This window comes from Albibacterium sp., assembly GCF_035514885.1.
GTDB lineage: Bacteria > Bacteroidota > Bacteroidia > Sphingobacteriales > Sphingobacteriaceae > Albibacterium.
The window spans coordinates 462,905-484,413 of sequence record NZ_DATJCH010000012.1 but is presented as its reverse complement, the minus strand read 5'-3'; the positions used below and the strand labels follow the sequence as shown (position 1 = coordinate 484,413).

The window sequence follows — 21,509 nt, the reverse complement described above, 5'->3', positions numbered from 1 at the left end:
ATTACTCCAGATAATTGCCTAAACGCATTAACAAGGCACGGTATTTATTGAATATTGCTGATTTAGATATAAATCCAAGATACTTATTATTTGCATCGGTTACAGGGAGTATCCAGATGTCTTCACGATCCATTTTCCGCATAACTTCATACATATTGGCATCAATACGTATAATATCCTGAGGAGGTTGAGCAAGTTCTTTCATTGTTTTATCTGCCGACGCCTCGCCTATCAATATCTCAAAGAGTTTTTCGCTGTAGATAACACCTATTAAGGTTTGATTATCATCAACTACCGGAAAGATATTTCGTTTCGTATGAAGAATATCCAAGCGTCTGTCCATTGGTTTTTCATCGGGATGTAAGATGGTAAAGTTTCGTTCCAGGACATAACGCAGTTTCATCATTTTTAAAACTGTTTTATCTCTATCCTCATGAGGAAGCCAATCGCCAGACTCAGCTAAAGCTTGTGTGTATATTGAATATTTCAGGACACTTTTATTGATAAAATAAGTAATGGCCGAAACAATCATTAGAGGAACCATTAAAGCATATCCTCCTGTGATTTCAACTATAAGAAATATTCCTGTGAGGGGTGCATGCATAATTCCGCTCAAGGCCCCTGCCATTCCTGCTACAATGAAATTAGCAACGCTTAATTCAACCAGTCCGGTTAAATTAATGCCGTAAGCAAATGCAAAACCCAGTATACCTCCCATCACCAAACTAGGCCCGAAATTACCACCATTACCACCACTATGTAAGGTTATTACTGTTGAATAGGCTTTTGCAAAAACAGTTACAAGAGCATATACAAAAACTAGCCAGCCAATATTCTGATAGCTTGCGAATATACTATTGCCCAATAAGGAAGTACTTTTCCCAGCCAATAATTCTTGTATAGCTAGATAACCTTCGCCATATAAAGCTGGAAATATAAAGATCATCACTCCCAATACCAATCCGCTGATGATAACTCGATGATATTGATTGCTGATTTTTTGAAACCATCCCTTGGCAGCATGATTTAATTTATTGAAAAATACAGAAAAGAGGCCAACGCATAGAGCTAATAGAATATAAAAGAACAAAGCATCGAATGCCCAGCTATCGGTTACAAGATAGAATAATGGTTCACTATACAGCAGTCTGGATACTACAGATGAGGTTGCTGCGGCAATTAACAAAGGAATAAAGGCAGGAATTGAGAATTCAGGAAGGAGGATCTCTATGGCGAATACCATTCCTGCTACCGGACTGTTAAATGCTCCTGCAATTCCAGCTGCAGCACCACAGGCCAATAACATGGTAACTTCACGGTAATTCAATCCGAAAAACCGTCCGATATTAGATCCGATAGCTGAACCGCTTGCAACAATGGGTGCCTCTAAACCTGCTGAACCACCAAAACCGACTGTTAGTGCACTGGTAATGATTTGCGAATAAACATTGTGCACAGGCATTCTGCTTGATTTATTGGAGATGGAATACAGAATGGGTGTAATGCCATGTTCCATCTTTTTTGCCCTTATAAACTTGCGAACATAGAGAACGCTTAGCATAATACCGATTAAAGGGAAGAACAAATAGAGATAACCTCTGAAATCCCAAGAAACGTCGTTTTGTAAGATTGTGGCAATATATAGGGTGAGTGCTTTTAGCGCAGAGGCAGCTAAACCTCCTGTAATGCCGACTATTACGGCTAATATTATTAAGAAATTTTTGTTGGATATCCGCTGTATCCTCCACTGATTTAACCTGTTAGCAATGGCTGTAGCTTCTTTAATCATTCATACGACTTAATTATGGATGTATTGTTAACTTTGCTAAGTTAATTAAACGGAATATATTGAATAATGTTTATGAAGATTTTTAGTAAAAAAGTACTGGTCATATTTCTACTGTTTGCAAGTGTTGGTACCTATTCATTTACATTCCTGGATGAGGGAATGTTTCCTTTGAGCGATTTAAATCGAGTTGATTTAAAGAAAGCCGGACTGGAAATTAGTCAGACTGATATTTTTAATCCCGGACAGGTGGGTTTAGTTGATGCTTTGGTACGTGTAGGTGGCTGTACGGGTTCTTTTATATCAGATGAGGGCTTAATCATTACTAACCATCATTGTGCTTTTGGTGCTGTGCGCCTGGCAAGTACACCTGAAAACGATTACTTAACGAATGGTTTTGTAGCTCGTCAAAAGGAACATGAAATACAAGCACAAGGCTTAACGATTCGTATTACGGATAGTTATGAAGATGTATCGAATCGGGTACTGCAAGCTGCTCAATCATCGACAGATCCTGCTGAAAGAATTCACCTGATTACACAGGAACGTTTAAATATTGCGAAAGAAGCAGAGGAAAAAGATCCTTCGATAAAGGCTGAAGTATCGGAAATGTTTATCGGTAAGAGCTATGTTCTTTTCCGATATAAAACCATTGAAGATGTACGCTTAGTATATATACCTCAGCAAATTATAGGTGAGTTTGGAGGAGATACGGATAACTGGATATGGCCAAGACATACAGGAGATTTCTCTTTTCTACGTGCTTATGTAGCGCCTGATGGTTCACCAGCGGCTTATTCCGTTGATAATGTTCCATACAAGCCTAAGAAGTTCTTAAAGGTAAATCCAAATGGGGTGAAAGAGGAAGATTTTGCTTTTATATTAGGCTACCCGGGCAGAACATTCAGACATCGTCCGGCTCAATACATTGAATATCAGGAAAAATTCTTACTTCCCTACACAGCCGCTCTTTATGATTTTCAAAACAACGAAATGATGAAGGCTGGTAAAGATGATCGGGCAATTGAAATTAGTTTGGCCACACGTATTAAAAGCAATGCGAACGTGATGAAAAACTACCGCGGTAAGATGAAGGGCTTAAAGTCGATCGAGCTTCTTAAAAGTAAACAAGAAGAGGATTTGGCACTGGCACAGTTTATTGAGAATGACGCTAGCTTAAAAGGCAAATACGGAAGTCTGATGACTGATATTGATAATCTTTATAAGGATATTTTCAGCGATGCTGAGCGTGATCTATGGTTTAATCAGATCTATTCAAGTACTCGTTTACTGAATGTAGCAAGACAGCTGAATGCTTTTAAATTGGCAGTAGAAAGCAGTGATAACAAGGAGGAAACATTTCAACGTAATTTACCGCGCCTTACAGATATTCTGAATAGTCTTTATGAAAGTTATAACTTTAGTGCAGACAGTGCTATCTTCACTAAAATGCTATTGGATGCGTCTAAATTTTCTAATAATCAACCGGTTACCGCTGTAGGGAAAAGATCAAATCTGATTGCTTTTGCAAATGCATCTTTATCTGAAAGTAAATTAAAGGATAAGGATTTTGTATTCACTAAACTTTTACGATCTCCAAAGTCGCTTAGTGATTATTCGGATAATCTGTTACTTTTCCAGAAGGATCTTGAAACTCAACAATTGGCATTAAAACCTGAAATGGACAGAAGAGAGGGTGTTTTAAATCAGCTAATGGGTGATTATGTGGCAGTGAAGGAACAGTTTCAAAAAAGGGACTTTATTCCGGATGCTAATAGCACCTTGCGTTTAACCTATGGTTATATACGTGGATATTCTCCTGCTGATGCAACCTATGTAAAGCCATTTACGACAATCCGTGGTATTATTGAAAAAGGACAGCTTGGTCTGCCTGATTTCCGCTACCCTTCGAAAATCAGAGAAGTTTGGGAAGCTAAGGATTTCGGACCCTATGCAATGAAAGAGTTGGGCGATGTACCTGTCAACCTCTTATACAATATGGATACAACCGGAGGAAATTCTGGTTCGCCAATTATGAATTCTAAGGGAGAGTTGATTGGTGTCAACTTTGACCGTGCTTACGATGCAACCATTAATGATTTTGCATGGAATGAAAGCTATAGTCGCTCAATTGGTGTTGATATACGCTATGTGCTTTGGGTAGCTGATAAAATTGATCATGCTGATTTCCTATTAAAAGAAATCGGTATCTGATTTTACAAATTGGATGTGCTAATCGACTGAACCAGCTCGGTTAGCACGCCATTATTATCTTTTGGATGAATAAAGCATACCCATTTATCATCCGCACCTTTTTTAGGTTCCTCGTTTAATAAACGGGATCCAGTTTCTTTAAGACGTGCCATTTCTTTTTTAATATCTTCTACTTCATAGGCAATATGATGCATACCCTCTCCCCTTTTTTCGATGAATTGATGGATAGGGCCTTCATTATTTAATGCTTGCAACAATTCAATCTTACTCTCTCCCACTTTAAAGAACGCTGTTTTAACATATTCACTTTCAACGGTTTCAGTTTTATAGCAGGGGCTTTGTAATAGCTGTTCGTAGTTCTTAATTGCTTGATCCAGATCCTTAACGGCTATGCCTATGTGTTCAATTTTCTCCATCGTTGTTTTAAATAGAATTAATTCATCAAATTTGCTTAATTAACATATAAAAGTTCACAATCTTTTTAAAAATAAATAAATCGTGATGGTAGCTTCTATTTATTTAGATAATAATGCAACAACACAGATTGACCCAAGAGTTTTACAGGAGATGATGCCTTACCTTACGGGAAACTACGGAAACGCCTCTAGTACAAATCATAAATTTGGATTAATAGCTGCAGAAGCAGTACAAACAGCCCGACAAAGGGTTGCAGATTTAATTGGTGTGGAAGACCGGGAAATAACCTTTACTTCCGGAGCTACGGAATCTATCAATATTGCCATTAAAGGCATATATAGCCGATATCAATCCATTGGTAAGCATATTATCACCTGTCAAACCGAGCATAAAGCTGTCTTAGATGTATGTCGTTCGCTTGAAAAACAAGGTGCAGAAGTGACTTATTTAGCAGTAGATAATCACGGAAATATCGACCTACAGGATTTAAAAAATGCCATTCGAAAAGACACGGTTCTCATTGCATTGATGTATGCTAATAATGAAACCGGTGTTATTCACCCTATTAAAGACATTGCAGATATCGCATCAGAAAATAAAGTGCTTTTCTTTTGCGATGCGACACAAGCGGTTGGTAAATTGCCTATTTCGTTAAAAAATGCAGGAATCGATATGATGGCTTTCAGTGCACATAAGATCTATGGGCCTAAAGGAGTGGGTGCTCTTTATGTAAAAAGAAAGTCGAAAAGGATTCAACTAGAGCCTTTGATGATGGGTGGCGGACAGGAGAATGGCTTGAGAGGAGGAACCTTGAATGTTCCTGGGATTGTTGGCCTGGGTGCTGCAGCTTTACTTTGTAAAGAGAGTATGCTGGAAGAAAGTAAGCGGGAGGAAATATTAAGAGATCACTTACAAGAATCTCTATTAGAGCTTGAAGCTACAAGTGTTAATGGACTTACTAATAGTAGATTATCGCATGTAACTAATATTACCTTTAGATTTTTAAAGGCAGAACATATTATGGTAAGTCTGGGTAATATTGCTATGGCTTCTGGCTCTGCATGTTCTACAAGTTCGCTGGATCCTTCGCATGTTTTATTGGCAATGGGGCTCAGTAAAGACGATGCACATGCTTCTTTGCGTTTTAGTTTGGGAAGATTCAATACGAAAGAAGAAATTGATCAGGCAATTACGCTGGTTTCACAAAAAGTAAAAGAACTTAGAGATGAATCTCCAGCCTGGCAACTGTTTAAAAGGGGATTAATTGAATAGTAATTTCATTTTAGGATGACTAAAGAATTGTTTGCTTAAATAAATAATGTCGATATTTGTAAAACTATTTAATAACTATGATTACAATTACTGATAAAGCCAAGCAACGTGTAGAAGAAGTAATGAAAGAAGAGAATTACGATCCTTCTTATTTCGTTCGCGTTGCCGTTGATAGTGGAGGTTGTTCAGGTTTGACATACAAATTAGACTTCGACAATCAAGAACAAAAGGACGACCAAGTATTTGAAGATAAGGGGATCAAACTAGTATTAAATATTAAATCCTTTCTTTATTTAGCTGGTACTGAATTGGATTTTTCGGATGGACTAACCGGTAAAGGTTTCGTCTTTAATAATCCGAATGCTTCTCGTTCATGTGCTTGTGGGGAAAGTTTCGCTGTTTAAATCCTTAATTTTCTTTAGATTATTTTTTTTCTATGTTTGTAATGACCTATAAACATAGAAAATATGAATCCTGTTACGCCAGAAATGACAGTGCCGGACTTGCTACGCAATGTCGTTAAAAACATCCATTCGGAAGATCATTCTTTTCTGCTGGAGAAAATTGGACAGGAATGGACAGAAATATCATATAAAACTGCATACGAGTATATCAACGCGGTTTCAGCTTACCTAATTTCAATAGGAATACAGAAAGGTGACCGAGTTGCCTTATTAATTGAAAATAGCCCGACGTACCTTTACTTTGACCAAGGCCTCCAACAAATCGGTGCGATCAATGTATCGATCTATCCTACTCTTCCAGAAAATGATACGGAATATATCTTGAATGATAGTGGTGCAAAAATAATTTTAGTAGGGAGTCATTTTCTATTGAAAAAAATTATTAAAATCGTCAATAGCTGTGAATCATTAACACGGATTATTACAGCATTTGATGATTATGAAAAAATAGTAAAAGATGCGCATTTAAAGGTTGGTGTAAGTTCTTTTTCTTCGCTTATTGAAGAGGGTAAGAAGGTGTATCCGGATTATAAAAGGCAAATTATTGCAGCTTGTGAAGCCATCATCCCATCAGATTTATCTACCCTTATTTATACTTCCGGAACTACAGGAATACCAAAGGGTGTTATGCTTACGCATTCAAACCTTGTGAATAATGTTCGCGCAAGCTTGGATTTGATCCCTGTTATTGAGCCAACTGATTTATTTCTATCCTTTCTTCCTCTTTCGCATGTTTTTGAAAGAACTGCAACTTATCATATATGTTTTGCTTGCGGTTGTCGAATTGCTTTTGCACAAAGTTTAGAGCTGCTTGCCAAAAACATGGAAGAGGTTAGACCTACTGTATTAAACTGTGTACCACGTTTATTAGAACGTATTCATGATAAAGCAATTCAAGGGGGCACGCAAGGAGGCGGCATGAAAGCTAAGATATTTACATGGGCTTTGGCAGTTGGAAAAGAGTTTAGGGAGGTACAGGAAAATGGTAAACAAGCAGGTCCTGTCTTACTCTTAAGACAGCGTATTGCAGAACGCCTGGTATTCAGTAAAATAAAAGCGAAAACAGGCGGCAGGCTTAAATTTCTTATTTCTGGAGGTGGTGCCTTATCTCAAAACGTTGGTGAGTTTTTCGGTGATTTGGGTATAAAAGTATTGGAAGGTTTTGGTTTAACAGAAACATCACCTGTAGTATCAATCACGGAATATGACCGACAAGTGTACGGTACAGTAGGAAGAGTTGTGCCTCGTATTGAGATAGCAATTCAAAACTATGAAACGAATGAGATTTATACCGTTCAAAGTTTTGATTCTTTTGATCCTTCATTTGAATGTGCGGAAGGCGAAATTATCATTCGCGGACATTGTGTTATGAAAGGCTATTGGAATAAGCCAGAAGAAACAGCCAATGTAATTGATAAAGAAGGTTGGCTCCATACAGGAGATATAGGAAGATTTTATAAAGGCAACCTTCAGATTACCGACCGTTTAAAGAATATGCTGGTTAATTCGCTTGGTAAAAATATCTATCCTACTCCGGTCGAAAATACCTATCTAAAAAGTCCGAAAATAGAACAGATATTTCTAATAGGTGATAAACGAGAATATATTACAGCCATCATAGTTCCGTCGCAGGAGAATTTGATGGCGAATCTCAATATCAAAAAAGATTTCTTTGAAAAGCCTGAGCAATTTATTTCAGATGCAGATATCTTCAGCTGGCTTAGTGAAGATATAACAAAGCTATCGAACGAATTAGCTAAGTTTGAACGGATTAAAAAGTTCTTGGTTAAACGCAATCCATTCTCTATTGATGAAGGAGAGCTCACCCCTACAATGAAAGCCAAACGAAGAGTGATTGAGAAAAAATACGCAAAAGAAATTGATGAACTTTATAAAAGTGATTAGAATCTGATTTTATTTAGCTGATTAAAATCTTACATTTACTGACTCAATCGTCAATATGGCTTTAAATTACGTCTGGATCTCATTTTTTCTTATCGCATTTGTCGTTGCCCTATTTAAACTTATTTTCCTTGGCGATGTTGAGATATTCCAACGTATTATCACAGGAACATTCGATAGTGCAAGAGTAGCCGCAGAGATTTCATTGGGATTAATTGGCTTAATGGCCTTTTGGTTAGGGATTATGAAAATTGGTGAAAAGGGAGGAATGGTTCAGCTCTTTTCAAAAGCCGTTAGTCCATTCTTTCATAAATTGTTTCCTGAAATTCCTAAAAACCACCCTGCTTTGGGCTCTATCCTAATGAACTTTTCAGCGAATATGTTGGGATTGGATAATGCTGCTACTCCATTAGGCTTAAAGGCTATGAAAGAATTGCAGGAACTGAATCCTGATAAGGAGACAGCGACCAATGCTCAGATTATGTTTTTGGTGTTAAATGCCTCTAGTTTAACACTATTACCCATTAGTATCATGGCCTATAGAAAGGAAGCAGGTGCGGCCGACCCTGCTGATATTTTTATACCTATTCTTATCGCTACGTTCTTTTCTACCATTGTAGGGTTAATAACGGTAGCTATTTATCAGAAGATCAATCTATTTAACAAAGTAATTCTTGCCTATTTAGGAGGTATATCCTTGTTTATCGGTGGTTTATTATTTTACTTTAACACATTGCCACAAGAGCAAATCAGTACGATTTCAAAAGTTGGAGGAAATGTTACGCTGTTTGCAATCATTGTATCATTTATTGCCTTGGCGATGTACCGAAAAATAAATGTATATGAAAACTTTATAGATGGTGCTAAGGAAGGCTTTGAGGTAGCAATAAAAATAATCCCTTATTTAGTGGGTATTTTAGTTGCTGTAGGTGTATTTCGAGAGGCTGGAGTAATGGATTACCTTGTTGAGGGAGTTAGTTCAATTGTAGCTTGGTTTGGTGCGGATACCCGATTTGTAGAGGCATTACCGGTGGCATTTATGAAACCGTTAAGCGGAAGCGGCGCCCGGGGGTTAATGGTTGAATTAATGAATGCTAATGGTGCAGACGACTTTGCTTCCAGAGTGGCCTGTGTGATTCAAGGTTCTACAGAAACGACTTTTTATGTTTTAGCAGTGTACTTCGGTTCAGTTGCTATTAAGAAAACAAGGCATGCACTACCCTGCGCACTTCTAGCTGAATTAGCTGGGATAATTGCTGCTATAATTGTAGCTTATATATTTTTTGGATAATACTATGGAAAACAAAAAGACTATTGCATTAATTGCTCATGATGGGAAAAAAGATGAGATGATTCAATTTGCTAAAGCCAATCATGATAAACTTAACAAATTTCATATAATAGCTACGGGCACAACCGGACAACGAATTATTGAAACCAACCTGCCGGTTGAACTTAAATTAAGTGGTCCGAAAGGCGGTGATGCGCAAATCGCGGCTATGGCTGCAGTAGGTGATTTAAGTGCAGTTCTATTCTTTAGAGATCCACTAGGAAAGCACCCGCATGAACCCGATATTCAAATGCTTATGCGTATTTGCGATGTGCACAATGTACCATTAGGAACGAATCCTAGTACTGCTAAGTTGATATTGCTGGGTTTGCAGAGTGAATTATAAATATGGCTTTTAAATAAATGCAAATTTATTATAATGATCCAATTTAATAAGAACGAACAATACTCCCCCTATATTGGGATTAAACGTGAACGCTGGAGAAAGTTAAATGGATCGATATCCTATAATCTATCCAACGAAGATATTGGTTCTCTAAATGCTTTGAATGAGCCATTAACGCTTCAGGAAATACAGGAAATTTATTTCCCGTTAAGTCATTTACTGAATATTCATATTAATGAAGCAAGACAACTCCATTCTGAAGTAAGTAGGTTTTTGAAGGATAGAACACATAAACTTCCTTTCATTATTGGTATTGCCGGTAGCGTAGCAGCGGGTAAGAGCACAACGGCGAGGGTTCTGCAAAAGTTGCTTTCATTAGCACCTAATAAACCACAGGTGGATCTGATAACTACCGATGGTTTTCTCTATCCGAATAGCGTTTTGGAAGAAAAGGGAATATTAAACAGAAAGGGTTTCCCGGAAAGTTATAATACAAGGAAGCTGATCCGGTTTTTGGCTGATATTAAATCGGGCAAAAAAGAAATCTCTGCTCCTACGTATTCTCATCTTGAATATGATATTATGGAGGGTCAGGATCAGTTAATCGACTCGCCGGATATTGTTATCATTGAAGGAATCAATGTGTTGCAAGTTAATCTATCTAAGAAGCATAAGGGTCCAAGGATTTTCGTTTCTGATTTCTTCGACTATTCCATTTATGTACATTCACACGAAAAGAACTTATTAAAATGGTATGTAGACCGATTTATGTCGCTAAAGGATACAGCTTTCAAGAAGGTAGATTCATATTTTCATAAATATGCTACTCTGGACCATGAAGAGTCTGTAAACACTGCTACATCCATTTGGAACGAGATCAATAAACCGAATCTTTTGAAGAATATTTTACCGACCCGCTATCGTGCTAATCTTATTCTTGAAAAAGATGAAAATCATTCCATTAAACAAATTAGTATCCGTAAAATATAATTAGTCTTTTTGCTGAAAATCACTGGGTAATAAGCCGGTATACTTCTTAAAAAATCGTGTAAAATAGGCCGGATCATCAAACCCTGTCTTGTATGCTATCTCCCGAATTGGAGTGTTTGTCCAGAATAACAATCTCTTCGCTTCTAAAATACGCTGCTCGTTGATGAGTGTTTTTGCGTTTTTTCCGGTTATCTCTTTAACTACATCATTTAAATGTCCGGGCGATACAAATAAACGTTTAGCATAGTCACTTACCTTGACTTCTTCAAGTGCATGAACGGTTACCAATTGCTTAAAGCCTTTATAAATGGAGTTGTATTCTTTTCTTTTCTCAAGAGAATCATTTCTCTTAAGGTGGAGAGAGATCTTATCTAACAAGGCGCTGAATAATTTTGCCAGAATCTCTTTGTTCTTTAAGTCTTCATCGTACTCCTCAATCATTAAATTGATGAAATTCATAAAGGAATGCATGATATCGCTGTCAAGCTCTATAACATCTGTTGCAAATATATCGTGCCAATTGTTTCTACTCTGTAAGGATATCAAGAATTGCTCTTTGAAGTTAATAAGGAGGAGTTTCGCATTTTTCGCCTTTACATGGAAATGGATTTGTTCTGGTCGCATCACAATTAAGGCGTTGGCCTGAACCTTATATTCATGAAAATCGATAAACTGAATGGTCTCTCCGGAAATTAAAAAATAAATACTGAAATAGTCATGTCGATGCGGTTTCTTGATTTTCTCCAATGAATCGATATTCAAATCAAGCCATTTTATATTGAAAAAATCATCCTCATCTAATATATTCGATGAGCTTTTATAAATTGGAATGGATTTATCTTTCATAAGAACCAAATATCTGAATTTCCGTGAAAAGTACCATTATTTCCCGACTTTATTATCTAAATAAAGAATTGCTTGCTGTAATTTTGATATTGTAATTAGAAGAAGACTATCATGAGCCAGGAACAAGACTTAGTAGAATTAAATGTGACAGGAATGCATTGTAATAACTGTGCGCTTTCTGTCCATAAATTATTGGAGAAAAAAGGACTACAAGATATACATGTTGATTTTGCAAATGAAGAGGTTAAGTTTTCAGGAGCGGAGGATTCATCGCTACCCATTATTATAAAAGATATTGAGGGCTTAGGCTTTAAGGTTTATGAACATGAAGAAGTTCCGCAGGAAAAATTCTATGACAAAGTAGAGAATCGCTTTTACTTTAGTCTGTTCTTCGCGATTCCTCTGTTCTCGCATATGTTCCTTCCATTCCATTGGTTGCATAATCCTTATATCCAGCTTGCTCTTTGTTTACCTGTTTTTATATTAGGTACTGTGCATTTTGGAAAAAGTGCGTTTAACTCACTTAAGAATGGAATGCCCAATATGGATGTTCTTATTTATATCGGATTCACTTCTGCATTTATATATAGTTTAGTAGGAACCATATTTGAGTTAGGTGCTAATTACATGTTCTACGAAACAACAGCCGTAATTATTACTTTGGTATTGTTGGGAAACCTTTTCGAGAAAAGATCTGTTTCGCAAACTACCTCTGCAATTAAAGATTTGCTTAAATACCAACAGGTTAAAGCTACTCGCGTTCAAGGCGAAACACATGAAGTCATTGACTCAAGGATGATTCAGAGTGGGGATATTTTGCTGGTCAATACAGGTGATAAAATACCGGCAGATGGTGATATTATATGGGGAGATGCTTCGGTCAATGAGTCCTTAATAACCGGAGAAAGTGTGCCGGTCGAAAAGACAAAATATGATTCAGTAATTGGGGGAACAGTAGTTGAGCATGGAACCATTAAAATTAGTGCTACAAAGGTTGGAAAGCACTCCGTTCTTTCTCAAATTATTGAGATTATGAAACGTGCCCAATCATCGAAACCTCCTATTCAAAGATTAGGCGACAAGGTTGCCGGTATATTTGTACCCGTCGTAGTAGGAATTTCTGCTCTTACCTTCATTCTTGCTTACTTTGCTTTTAATATTGATTTAGGCGAATCAATTATGCGATCCATCGCCGTATTGGTTATTTCCTGCCCTTGCGCTATGGGATTAGCTACGCCAACTGCTGTAATGGTAGGTTTGGGTAGAGGAGCAAAAAAAGGTGTTTTAATCAAAGGCGGTGCTACCGTTGAAGAGATGGCCAACTTGAAATATATGGTTTTTGATAAGACAGGGACCTTAACTACAGGCGATTTCAATATCAAGGCAATGGATGTAATTGATATAAGCAAAGAGGAAGCGGCTTCTATTGTTGTTGGCTTAGAGAGCTATTCTAATCATCCTATTGCAAAATCACTGGTAAAAGAACTGCAGGATCAGGTTACAAAGAAATTTATATTTACTGAGGTAAAGGAAATTAAAGGATTAGGTATAAAAGCTACTGATAAAGATGGCAATACCTATGAAATTGGGTCTAATAAAATCTTAGGATCGGAAGATGACGAGTTTGATATCTATTTAAAAAGGAACGATAGTTTATTGGTAAAAATTTCCATTGAAGATCAATTGAAGTCCGATGCCAAAGAGCTGATTGATATTTTAAAAGAACAAAAGATTACACCCATACTATTAAGCGGTGACCGGAAAGAGAAATGTGAATCGGTAGCGAAGAAGCTGGGAATTGAAATTGTTTACGCTGAGAAACTACCGCAGGAAAAGCTGGATATTATTGATTCTTATAAAGAAAAGGGAACAACTGCGATGGTTGGGGATGGTATTAACGATGCGCCTGCTTTAACTACGGCTGATGTGGGTATATCATTAGGGAATGCCAGTCAGGTAGCCATTCAATCTGCTAAAGTTGTATTGCTTAATAATGATCTTAAATCGGTGATCACCTTATTAAAGGTAGGAAAGCATACATTGATTACGATTAAACAGAACTTATTCTGGGCTTTCTTTTATAACGTTTTCGCAATACCATTAGCTGCATTGGGCTTTTTAGGCCCAATGTTAGCAGCTTTGGCAATGGCATGTTCTGATGTGGTAGTTATTGGTAACTCGCTACGTTTAAAGATTAAAAGACTGGACTAAGCCCAAGCTCTATCTCCTTTGGTATAAGGAATATTTCCATCATACCGTCCAGGGATAGGATTGTATCTTAAGGCTTTGGTTGTACCTAATTCAGATGTAAAGTAACCTAACATGGTCAGTTCTTTTATCATTCTGAAATAGTGATTGGGTTCATCTTCCTTCTTATTTCTGTGGTATTCTTGTTGCTCCTTATCCAGATCAATTAATAGAGCGGTTCTTTCCTCAGCACTCAGCTGTTGAAAGTTCTTGCTGTATTTCGTATTGGAGGTCTCTTCAAGTTTTGAGAGACCCTCCATAAATGTTTTTTGATCTTGTTCAGTATAGCAGTCGCGTACCATTATTGGCATAAACTCTCCTACTCCTGCCTCCTTGGCTCCAGGAGTTTTTGTTGCAGGAAGGATTGTATCAGCGATGTCTCCTAAGAAGTCTGTCTGAGTTTTTTCAAATAGGCTTGCAACTTCTTTTGTGGCAGGACGAGTACATCCTTCGAGGAATAACTGTCCACCTATAATTGTACCACCAAAAATTAATGCTACCCGATTAATTGCTTCTCTTCTATTCATGATGCTTTTCTTAATGGATATTATAGATTCTGTTTTTTCAATTCACTAACGGCATAATCTACTGCACGAGCTGTTAATGCCATATAGGTAAGAGATGGATTTACAGCAGACGCTGAAGCCATGCATGAACCATCTGTTACAAATACGTTTAAAGCGTCCCAAACTTGGTTATGCTTATTTAAGACTGATGTTTTAGGATCAAGACCCATACGAGCAGTACCCATTTCATGAATTCCTTGTCCGAAATAATATCCTGAATCAAAGGTGGACACATTTTTCACACCGGCAGCTTCTAACATTTCTTTTCCATCCTCCATCATATCCTTTCTCATTTTCAATTCATTCTCACCTAACTCACAATCCATTGCCAGAATTGGCAATCCCCACTTATCCTTTTTATCCTTGTCTAATGTAATCTTGTTATTGTGATTTGGTAGAATCTCACCGAAAGCGGTAATTCCTATCGACCATGGTCCTGGTTCACTTAGTTCATCCTTTAAGGCACCGCCAATATTCATTTCAGCAATGTTTCTTGACCAGCCGCTCCGGCTTGCAGAACCTTGATATCCAAATCCGCGTAAATAGTCACGTTTGTCGTCTCCGACATTTCGATAACGTGGTATATATACACCATTAGGTCTTGATCCATAATAATATCGATCATCAAAACCTTCAACTATACCGCTTGCCCCTAATCTAAAATGATGATCCATTACATTATGACCTAGCTCTCCGCTGCTACTTCCTAGTCCGCCTTCCCATACATCAGTCGCAGAATTCATTAAAACCCAGCTAGAGTTAAATGTAGATGCACATACAAAAACAATTTTAGCATAGTATTTATATGTCTCGTTTGTTTCAGCATCTAATACTTCTACACCGGTTGCCTTTTTAGTGTCTTTATCATAAAGTATTTGAGTAACTATAGAAAATGGTCTCAAGGTTAAATTACCGGTTTTAACAGCAGCTGGTAAGGTAGCAGATTGAGTACTAAAATAAGCACCAAAATTACAGCCTAGCCAGCATTTGTTTTGGTATTGGCAATTGGTACGATCGTGATGAGGTACCGTAATATTTGCTGTACGACCAATGATCATTTGTCGGTTGCTATTATAATGTTTTTTTATGCGCTCTGATACATCCTTCTCAACAACATTCATATCCATTGGAGGCATGTAATCTCCATCAGGTAATGCAGCAATTCCATCTCGGTTTCCGCTAATTCCTGCAAACTTTTCTGCATAACTATACCACGGTGCGATATCTTTGTAGCGTATAGGCCAGTCGATGGCTATGCCCTCTTTAGCATTTGCTTCAAAATCTAAATCACTCCAACGGTAACTTTGACGGCCCCAAGTTAATGAACGCCCTCCCACTTGGTAACCACGATACCAGTCGAAACGTTTAACTTCTGTATAAGGGCTCTCCTTCTCATTCACCCAGAACTTTAGATTCTTCTCATTTAGAGGGTAATCACGTTTTAATACGGGATAATCCTCTATCATTTTTTGAGTACGCCCACCTCTATGGGGGAATTCCCAAGGATCGGTTGTATTATTTTGGTAATCTTTAACATGTTCAACATTCCACCCTCTCTCCAGGACAATTGTTTTTAGTCCCTTTTCTGTCAATTCTTTTGCAGCCCATCCTCCACTAATTCCAGAGCCGATTACGATTGCATCATACGTGTTATCTGCCATAATTTAATAATTTAGGTATTATATATAATTAACTTTCTAAAATTGCTTGTTTCTGATTCCTGTCTCGGAAAAATACAATGAATAATAAAATAACTACTCCTGCAATAGCAGCCGGTATTAGCCATATACTTTGCCAGTTATGTGTACCATCACTGTTTAAATAATTATCTACTATTGGTCCTGAAATTAAAGATCCGATTAACATTCCAACACCGTAGGTTGCTAATGTAATCATACCTTGAGCAGCCGATTTAAATCGGTCTCCTGCTAAGTTATCAGTATAAATTTGACCAGTTACGAAGAAAAAGTCATAGCAAATACCATGAAGAACCACTCCTCCAATTAACATCCAATAGCCGGCGTCGGCGTTTCCGTAAGCGAAGAATACATAACGAAGAACCCATGCGAACATACCAAATGCGAGCATTTTCTTAACCCCAAAGCGTACAAAAAGAAAGGGCATAACCAGCAAAAATAAGAATTCTGATACCTGTCCGAGCGACTGAATAGCTGTTGGTGCTGCTACGCCTACTTCAGATAAAAATGCATTGGTAAAATTATAGTAAAAAGCTAAAGGAATGCAAATAGCGACAGAAGAGATAAAAAAGATCAGGTAGGATCTGTTTTTAAGTAAACGCAGCGCATCTAAACCTAATATTTCTCCGATAGATATCTTCTCACCTTTTTTCATTGGTGGAGTGTTGGGTAATGAAAAGGAGAATAAACCCAATATCATTGAAGCAATAGCAGCCATTTTAAAAGTATTTCCCAATTGACCTGAATCTTGGCTATCCCAGGCAAGGTAACTGATTAACAGACCAGCGATAATCCAACCTGCAGTTCCTAGAATACGTATTGGCGGGAATTCCTTTTCGGTATTGGTCATTTGTCTAAATGCAATTGAATTTGCTAAAGCTAATGTAGGCATGAACAAGATCATGTACACTAAAATTAACGGAAAAAAGCCTTCAAATGTTGGGGATTGTCCGGCAAACCAAAGAAGAAGTGCGCCAACAATGTGTAGTACAGCAAATATACGTTGAGCCGGAAAATAACGATCTGCAATAATTCCAATAATAAACGGTGCTAGAATTGCACCAAAAGATTGTGTTAAGAAAGCTGTTGCGACTTGAGTTCCTGTAGCATTATAGATGCCAAATAAGAATGTGCCTAGCGTTACAAACCATGCTCCCCAAATAAAAAATTCAAGGAACATCATGAATGATAATTTTAAGCGAATGCTTGTGTTCATAAAGAAAATTGATTGATGGTTTTTGATTAAGTGATTATTGATCTATTTTGATTATTAAATATACTACTTTTTCTAAAGACTTATTCCCATTTTTAATTATTAAGAAAGGAACTAAATTGGCTATCCTGGAAAAGAAACCTATAATTGCAGGAGAAACTCATTACTAAACTCGCGCTGGATATCAATAAAACTAGGGTAATGTACCAGTTGATCAGCAATAATAATAGCGGGTTTTACGCGTACTGTTATAGTAGTTTTCTTTTTGGATTGATTTGTACCAGCTATAAACTCTTGGATATCATGCCTAATAGTATCATTTACCAAGAACTCATAAATGTTTTTGTTAAGCTCTAATCTAACTTCTTGAACTCCGTTGGGAGCAACATCTATACGTTGATTTATTGACCCTTCCATTAACTTTTGTTTGTTAATTAATATTTCATAATCGAAATAATTAATAGCAGCATAATTACTAGTCGGGTTTGATATCTCAATGGTCAGATCCGCCTTTAATGGAATATTTTTATTTAAAAATCCCAGTGCTAAGGAAGGTATATTCGTTAAGCTCATATCTTTTTTTGAAATCAGCTGCTGAACATCTGTTCCTGAGATATGAATACTATTTATCTTCACGATCTGATAGGTGCAATCAGCCAAAGTCTTCATTTCTTTGGCTTGCTGGCCAACTCCGCAACCAGTTAAAATAAGTAGCATTAAACTAAATGAAATTATTCCTTTCATAAAAAATTGTTTTACAGTCAGATGAATTCAACTGTGAAGTTAAATATAGAAATTCCTTTATTTATATGAATATGATAAAAGGTTTTCCAAATCCTTGATATGAGCTAATTCTGGCTTACGAACAAATATACCCGAATTACTGTCCTTTCTGAGCCCTCTAACAAAAAGGTAGATAACACCGCCAAAATGACTTTCATAATCAAAAGTCGGCATTCTTTGTTCTAAGTATTTTTTAGCTGCTACCGTGTAGATAAGGTATTGTAAATGATAGTTGTTTTCAATCATCACTTCATCTAAAACCTCTTTAGAATAAAAGTCCAGTGAGTCTCCTAGAAAGTTAGACTTCCAGTCCAAGATATAAAACAAACCTTTATGCTCAAAGAACAAATCCATTTTCCCATTCATGATGCCCTCAAGCTCTCCATAGGAATTGACACTAAATGGGTACTTCGTAGTAGACAGCGAATTTAAAGTCTGAGTATTAAACGCGGGAACATTAAAATCGAATTCCAATTCATTCAGACGTTTATCCTTTGTTAACTCTGACAATCTAAATTCTTGATCATTAATTTCAATTTTTGCATGTAGTACTTCTCCAATCAACTCTATTAGTGAAGCTTTATAATTTTCTAATTGCCGTGGCAGAAACCTGATTAAGGAAGCATGTACATTTCGTTCCCAAGAATGATCATTTGTAAAATCAATGTTTTCGAAAATATGATGCAAGAGATTCCCCGTTATATTGCCCTTTTGTAGCTTTTTGAAAATAAAAGATTCATAGTCCTTTAAATCCATTAAGTCATTCTTCTTTTTAACATAGATCGGTTTTTTCGCCAAAGAGGAATAACTTAGTTTTCTCCAATATTTTTCATTCAAAATGAATTTATCTGCATAGCTGGGAACAGATAACTGTTGTTTGGCTGACTTAGAATATTGATAATCGCGGGGTGCCTCTTTTGGTTGAGAAAAATTAATAAGCCGGGCTTCCTCCGCAGAAGGTTGAACCGCTTTGATAAAGGGGCTTAAAGAAGTATTTTGGTTGCGCGGAAGATGGCCTATATAACATTTATAAACAGCACGGGTTATGGCAACATAAATAAGTCGTCGATTCTCCTGTTCTATTTGCCTTTCAACCATCTCACAATACTCATCGCTTAGGTTTTCTGTGATACCAAACAGGTATTCTCCGGTAGAGTCATTCTTAAAGCTACAGAAGTCACGATCATTTTTTGATTTCAAATCTAAGAATGGTGCAAAGACAATATTATATTCCAAGCCTTTACTTTTATGAATGGTAACTATCTCAATCGCTTTCTCATCACTTTCAATTCTTTGCTCAAACTCATCTCCTTCTAATTTCATCCCCTCCAAGCCTCGTTTAAGCCAATTTATTAATTCAGTTTGTGAAAAGTTTTTACTTGATTGTACTTTATGGAGTATCTCTATAAGTTGATATATATTAGTAATAATCCTTTTGCCATTTCCTGAAGCATCATTTAATAAGCTTCTTTTAACACCATAATCAATAATAAACTGCATGAGCGTTACATAAATACCCGCTTCTTTCCATAGCAGCCCATATCTTTTAAAGTTTTCTAATTCTGCATCCTGATCTAATTGCAATATCTCTATACGGTTATATCCTGTTAAAGGGTTCAACAATGCTTTATTAATCGTATAGATATTACTTTCGCGAAATGCATTTAAAAGATGATACACATATACTGATTCCTGGCTTTGCAGAACTTTACTGTCATCAATAGTAATGGCAGGAATGCCACGTTTAGCTAATTGGGACTTTATTTTCTTTCCTTCAATGTTACTTCTTACAAGAATTCCAATGTCAGAAGCTTCAATTCTTCTTTTTTCGCCATTTCTCTCAATAAGATGATCGTTGTTGTCCAATAGTTGTATAATTTGATCAACTACTGCTTGGTATCGTTCATCTGCAAGATTACTTTCAATTATTGTTATTGGAAAATCTATCTGGCCAGTATATAGCAACGCGCCTTTACCATTACCAGGAGAATCTACATGATGGTAAACTATTCCTTCCTTCTCCCCCTGATAATAGAACGTATCAAAATCATCCGAAGGTTTAAAAAACAAATTCATCGCCTCTATTAAAGGAGCAGAGGAACGATAATTATGATTCATTCCATATTTAGTATCTACTTCATTGCTAGCTTTGAAATAGGTATTCAGATCTGCCTGCCGCCAGGCATAAATAGATTGCTTGGGATCTCCAATATAGAAAAGAGTTGTATTTTGTCCGAAGGCTGCGCGGAAAATCTCATATTGAAGTTTATCTGTATCCTGAAATTCATCAATAAAAACAGCACTGTATTTCTCTTGAAGTTCGGCTACTAACTTCTCATTATCTTTTTTTGTTAAAGATCGATGCAGTTGTTCAATCATATCATTAAATGAAAGAACATTATTCTTATCCTTATGATGAATGATATGTTGAATTGAATCTTGAATCAGCAAGCAGTAAAGTGTATTGAGGGTGTCACTTACATGTCTGGATATATTATTTTGAAATACATTGGCCTCTTCAATTTTCTCAAGCCAATCTGGAAAAACTTTTATAATATTAGCTAATCCCGATTTCTCCTTCAAGAATTTAAGAAAAGCTTCTGGCTGATGAACATATTGCAATACATTTTTTTGTGCGTAGCTATTGGAATTACACCGCTCGATAAGTTCATTGGCTGAATCTAAAATCTCTTTGTATAAATCCTCTAGAAGCAACTTTTCCTCTTCTTCGATAGCAAGTAGCTTAGTAAGAACAGCTTCTGATTCACTTTCAGGAAAAGAATAATGTACCTGTGGATCATAATCAATATATCGCTGACCGTTTAGGTGGGTTTCTATGAATTTCTTTAATACTTTTCTGCTTAACTTATCTCCCTCCTTTTTGAATCGCTCTTTGTTTAAGAACTTTAATAGACCGGGATTAAGCGTCGTTATTCTTTCACGCCAAAACTTGTTTACCTCATCTTGTATTAGAGACGAGGTATCTTGCAAGGTTTCTGCACCAAAAAGCTGGTTGGTTTCAAAAGCAAACTCATTTAACGTTTTCTGACAAAAGCTATGTATGGTCATTACCGAAGTCTCATCCAGCAATAACTTTGCTTCTTTTAATAATTCAATAACTTCTTCATCACCCCATTGACCAATTGATCTTTCTACCAATAATCTAATGGTCTGATCATCAATCTTCTCTTTATTGGCACATCTATACGCAGTTCGTACAAATAAGCGGATTCTTTCTTCTAATTCTGCCACGGCAGCTTTGGTAAAAGTTACCATCAATATTTTCTTGATACTAAGCTTTTGTTCAAGTATCAATCTTAGAACAAGAATAGCAATTGAATAGGTCTTACCCGTTCCAGCACTGGCTTCAATTAAATTGCTACCACTCAATGGAACATCTGACGCTACAAAATTTAAATGACCTCGCGTTTCCATG

General features: G+C 36.8%; 16 protein-coding genes. 8 read left to right on the top strand and 8 right to left on the bottom strand.

Going from position 1 to position 21,509, the window contains the following annotated elements; all coding sequences use genetic code 11:
* Position 1: 1 nt before the first annotated feature.
* Positions 2–1,789 carry a chloride channel protein gene (locus VL047_RS06045; protein ID WP_325359198.1) on the bottom strand — a complete coding sequence of 596 codons (1,788 nt, stop codon included), beginning with the start codon at positions 1,787–1,789 and terminating at the stop codon, positions 2–4.
* A gap of 72 nt (positions 1,790–1,861) precedes the next feature.
* Here VL047_RS06045 and VL047_RS06040 point away from each other — a divergent pair, with 72 nt between their 5' ends.
* Positions 1,862–4,000 carry a S46 family peptidase gene (locus tag VL047_RS06040; RefSeq protein WP_325359197.1) on the top strand — a complete coding sequence of 713 codons (2,139 nt, stop codon included), beginning with the start codon at positions 1,862–1,864 and terminating at the stop codon, positions 3,998–4,000.
* A 2-nt stretch (positions 4,001–4,002) separates the two neighbouring features.
* On the opposite strand, the gene mce is transcribed toward VL047_RS06040, so the two are convergent.
* Positions 4,003–4,416 carry a methylmalonyl-CoA epimerase gene (gene mce / locus VL047_RS06035; protein WP_325359196.1) on the bottom strand — a complete coding sequence of 138 codons (414 nt, stop codon included), beginning with the start codon at positions 4,414–4,416 and terminating at the stop codon, positions 4,003–4,005.
* Positions 4,417–4,501: 85 nt separating this feature from the next.
* Between mce and VL047_RS06030 the strand changes: the two genes are divergently transcribed.
* The 6 genes from VL047_RS06030 (at position 4,502) to coaA (ending at position 10,721) form a co-directional block, all read left to right on the top strand.
* Positions 4,502–5,689: a cysteine desulfurase family protein gene (locus VL047_RS06030; RefSeq protein ID WP_325359195.1), complete on the top strand. Its 1,188-nt coding sequence runs from the start codon at positions 4,502–4,504 to the stop codon at positions 5,687–5,689.
* A gap of 77 nt (positions 5,690–5,766) precedes the next feature.
* Complete coding sequence (locus VL047_RS06025; RefSeq protein WP_325359194.1) at positions 5,767–6,093, top strand: iron-sulfur cluster assembly accessory protein; 327 nt, start codon at positions 5,767–5,769, stop codon at positions 6,091–6,093.
* A 63-nt stretch (positions 6,094–6,156) separates the two neighbouring features.
* A complete protein-coding gene (locus VL047_RS06020) occupies positions 6,157–8,058 on the top strand; it encodes a long-chain fatty acid--CoA ligase (protein ID WP_325359193.1) in 1,902 nt (633 codons plus the stop codon).
* Between the two features lie 55 nt (positions 8,059–8,113).
* Entirely contained in the window at positions 8,114–9,346 is a 1,233-nt protein-coding gene (locus VL047_RS06015) for a nucleoside recognition domain-containing protein (RefSeq protein WP_325359192.1), read from the top strand.
* Positions 9,347–9,350: 4 nt separating this feature from the next.
* A complete protein-coding gene (locus VL047_RS06010) occupies positions 9,351–9,731 on the top strand; it encodes a methylglyoxal synthase (protein ID WP_325359191.1) in 381 nt (126 codons plus the stop codon).
* A gap of 33 nt (positions 9,732–9,764) precedes the next feature.
* Positions 9,765–10,721, top strand: a complete 957-nt coding sequence (gene coaA / locus VL047_RS06005; RefSeq protein WP_325359190.1) for a type I pantothenate kinase — start codon at positions 9,765–9,767, stop codon at positions 10,719–10,721.
* Here coaA and VL047_RS06000 read toward each other — a convergent pair whose 3' ends face one another.
* Positions 10,722–11,567 (bottom strand): helix-turn-helix domain-containing protein, encoded by an 846-nt coding sequence (locus tag VL047_RS06000; protein ID WP_325359189.1) that lies wholly within the window; start codon positions 11,565–11,567, stop codon positions 10,722–10,724.
* Positions 11,568–11,678: 111 nt separating this feature from the next.
* Here VL047_RS06000 and VL047_RS05995 point away from each other — a divergent pair, with 111 nt between their 5' ends.
* A complete protein-coding gene (locus VL047_RS05995; RefSeq protein ID WP_325359188.1) occupies positions 11,679–13,778 on the top strand; it encodes a cation-translocating P-type ATPase in 2,100 nt (699 codons plus the stop codon).
* Here VL047_RS05995 and VL047_RS05990 read toward each other — a convergent pair.
* The 5 genes from VL047_RS05990 to VL047_RS05970 all read right to left on the bottom strand — a co-directional run bounded on the left by VL047_RS05990 (position 13,775) and on the right by VL047_RS05970 (position 21,508).
* Positions 13,775–14,341, bottom strand: a complete 567-nt coding sequence (locus tag VL047_RS05990; protein ID WP_325359187.1) for a gluconate 2-dehydrogenase subunit 3 family protein — start codon at positions 14,339–14,341, stop codon at positions 13,775–13,777. The two genes, VL047_RS05995 and VL047_RS05990, sit on opposite strands and share 4 nt — an antisense overlap.
* Positions 14,342–14,361: 20 nt before the next feature.
* Positions 14,362–16,041 carry a GMC family oxidoreductase gene (locus VL047_RS05985; RefSeq protein ID WP_325359186.1) on the bottom strand — a complete coding sequence of 560 codons (1,680 nt, stop codon included), beginning with the start codon at positions 16,039–16,041 and terminating at the stop codon, positions 14,362–14,364.
* A 28-nt stretch (positions 16,042–16,069) separates the two neighbouring features.
* Positions 16,070–17,293, bottom strand: a complete 1,224-nt coding sequence (locus VL047_RS05980; protein ID WP_325359185.1) for a nucleoside permease — start codon at positions 17,291–17,293, stop codon at positions 16,070–16,072.
* Between the two features lie 138 nt (positions 17,294–17,431).
* The gene (locus tag VL047_RS05975; RefSeq protein WP_325359184.1) at positions 17,432–18,034 is read right to left on the bottom strand and encodes a hypothetical protein; all 603 of its coding nucleotides are present in this window, start codon (positions 18,032–18,034) and stop codon (positions 17,432–17,434) included.
* Between the two features lie 57 nt (positions 18,035–18,091).
* Positions 18,092–21,508, bottom strand: coding sequence for a UvrD-helicase domain-containing protein (locus VL047_RS05970; protein WP_325359183.1), 3,417 nt, complete (start codon positions 21,506–21,508; stop codon positions 18,092–18,094).
* Position 21,509: the final 1 nt, after the last annotated feature.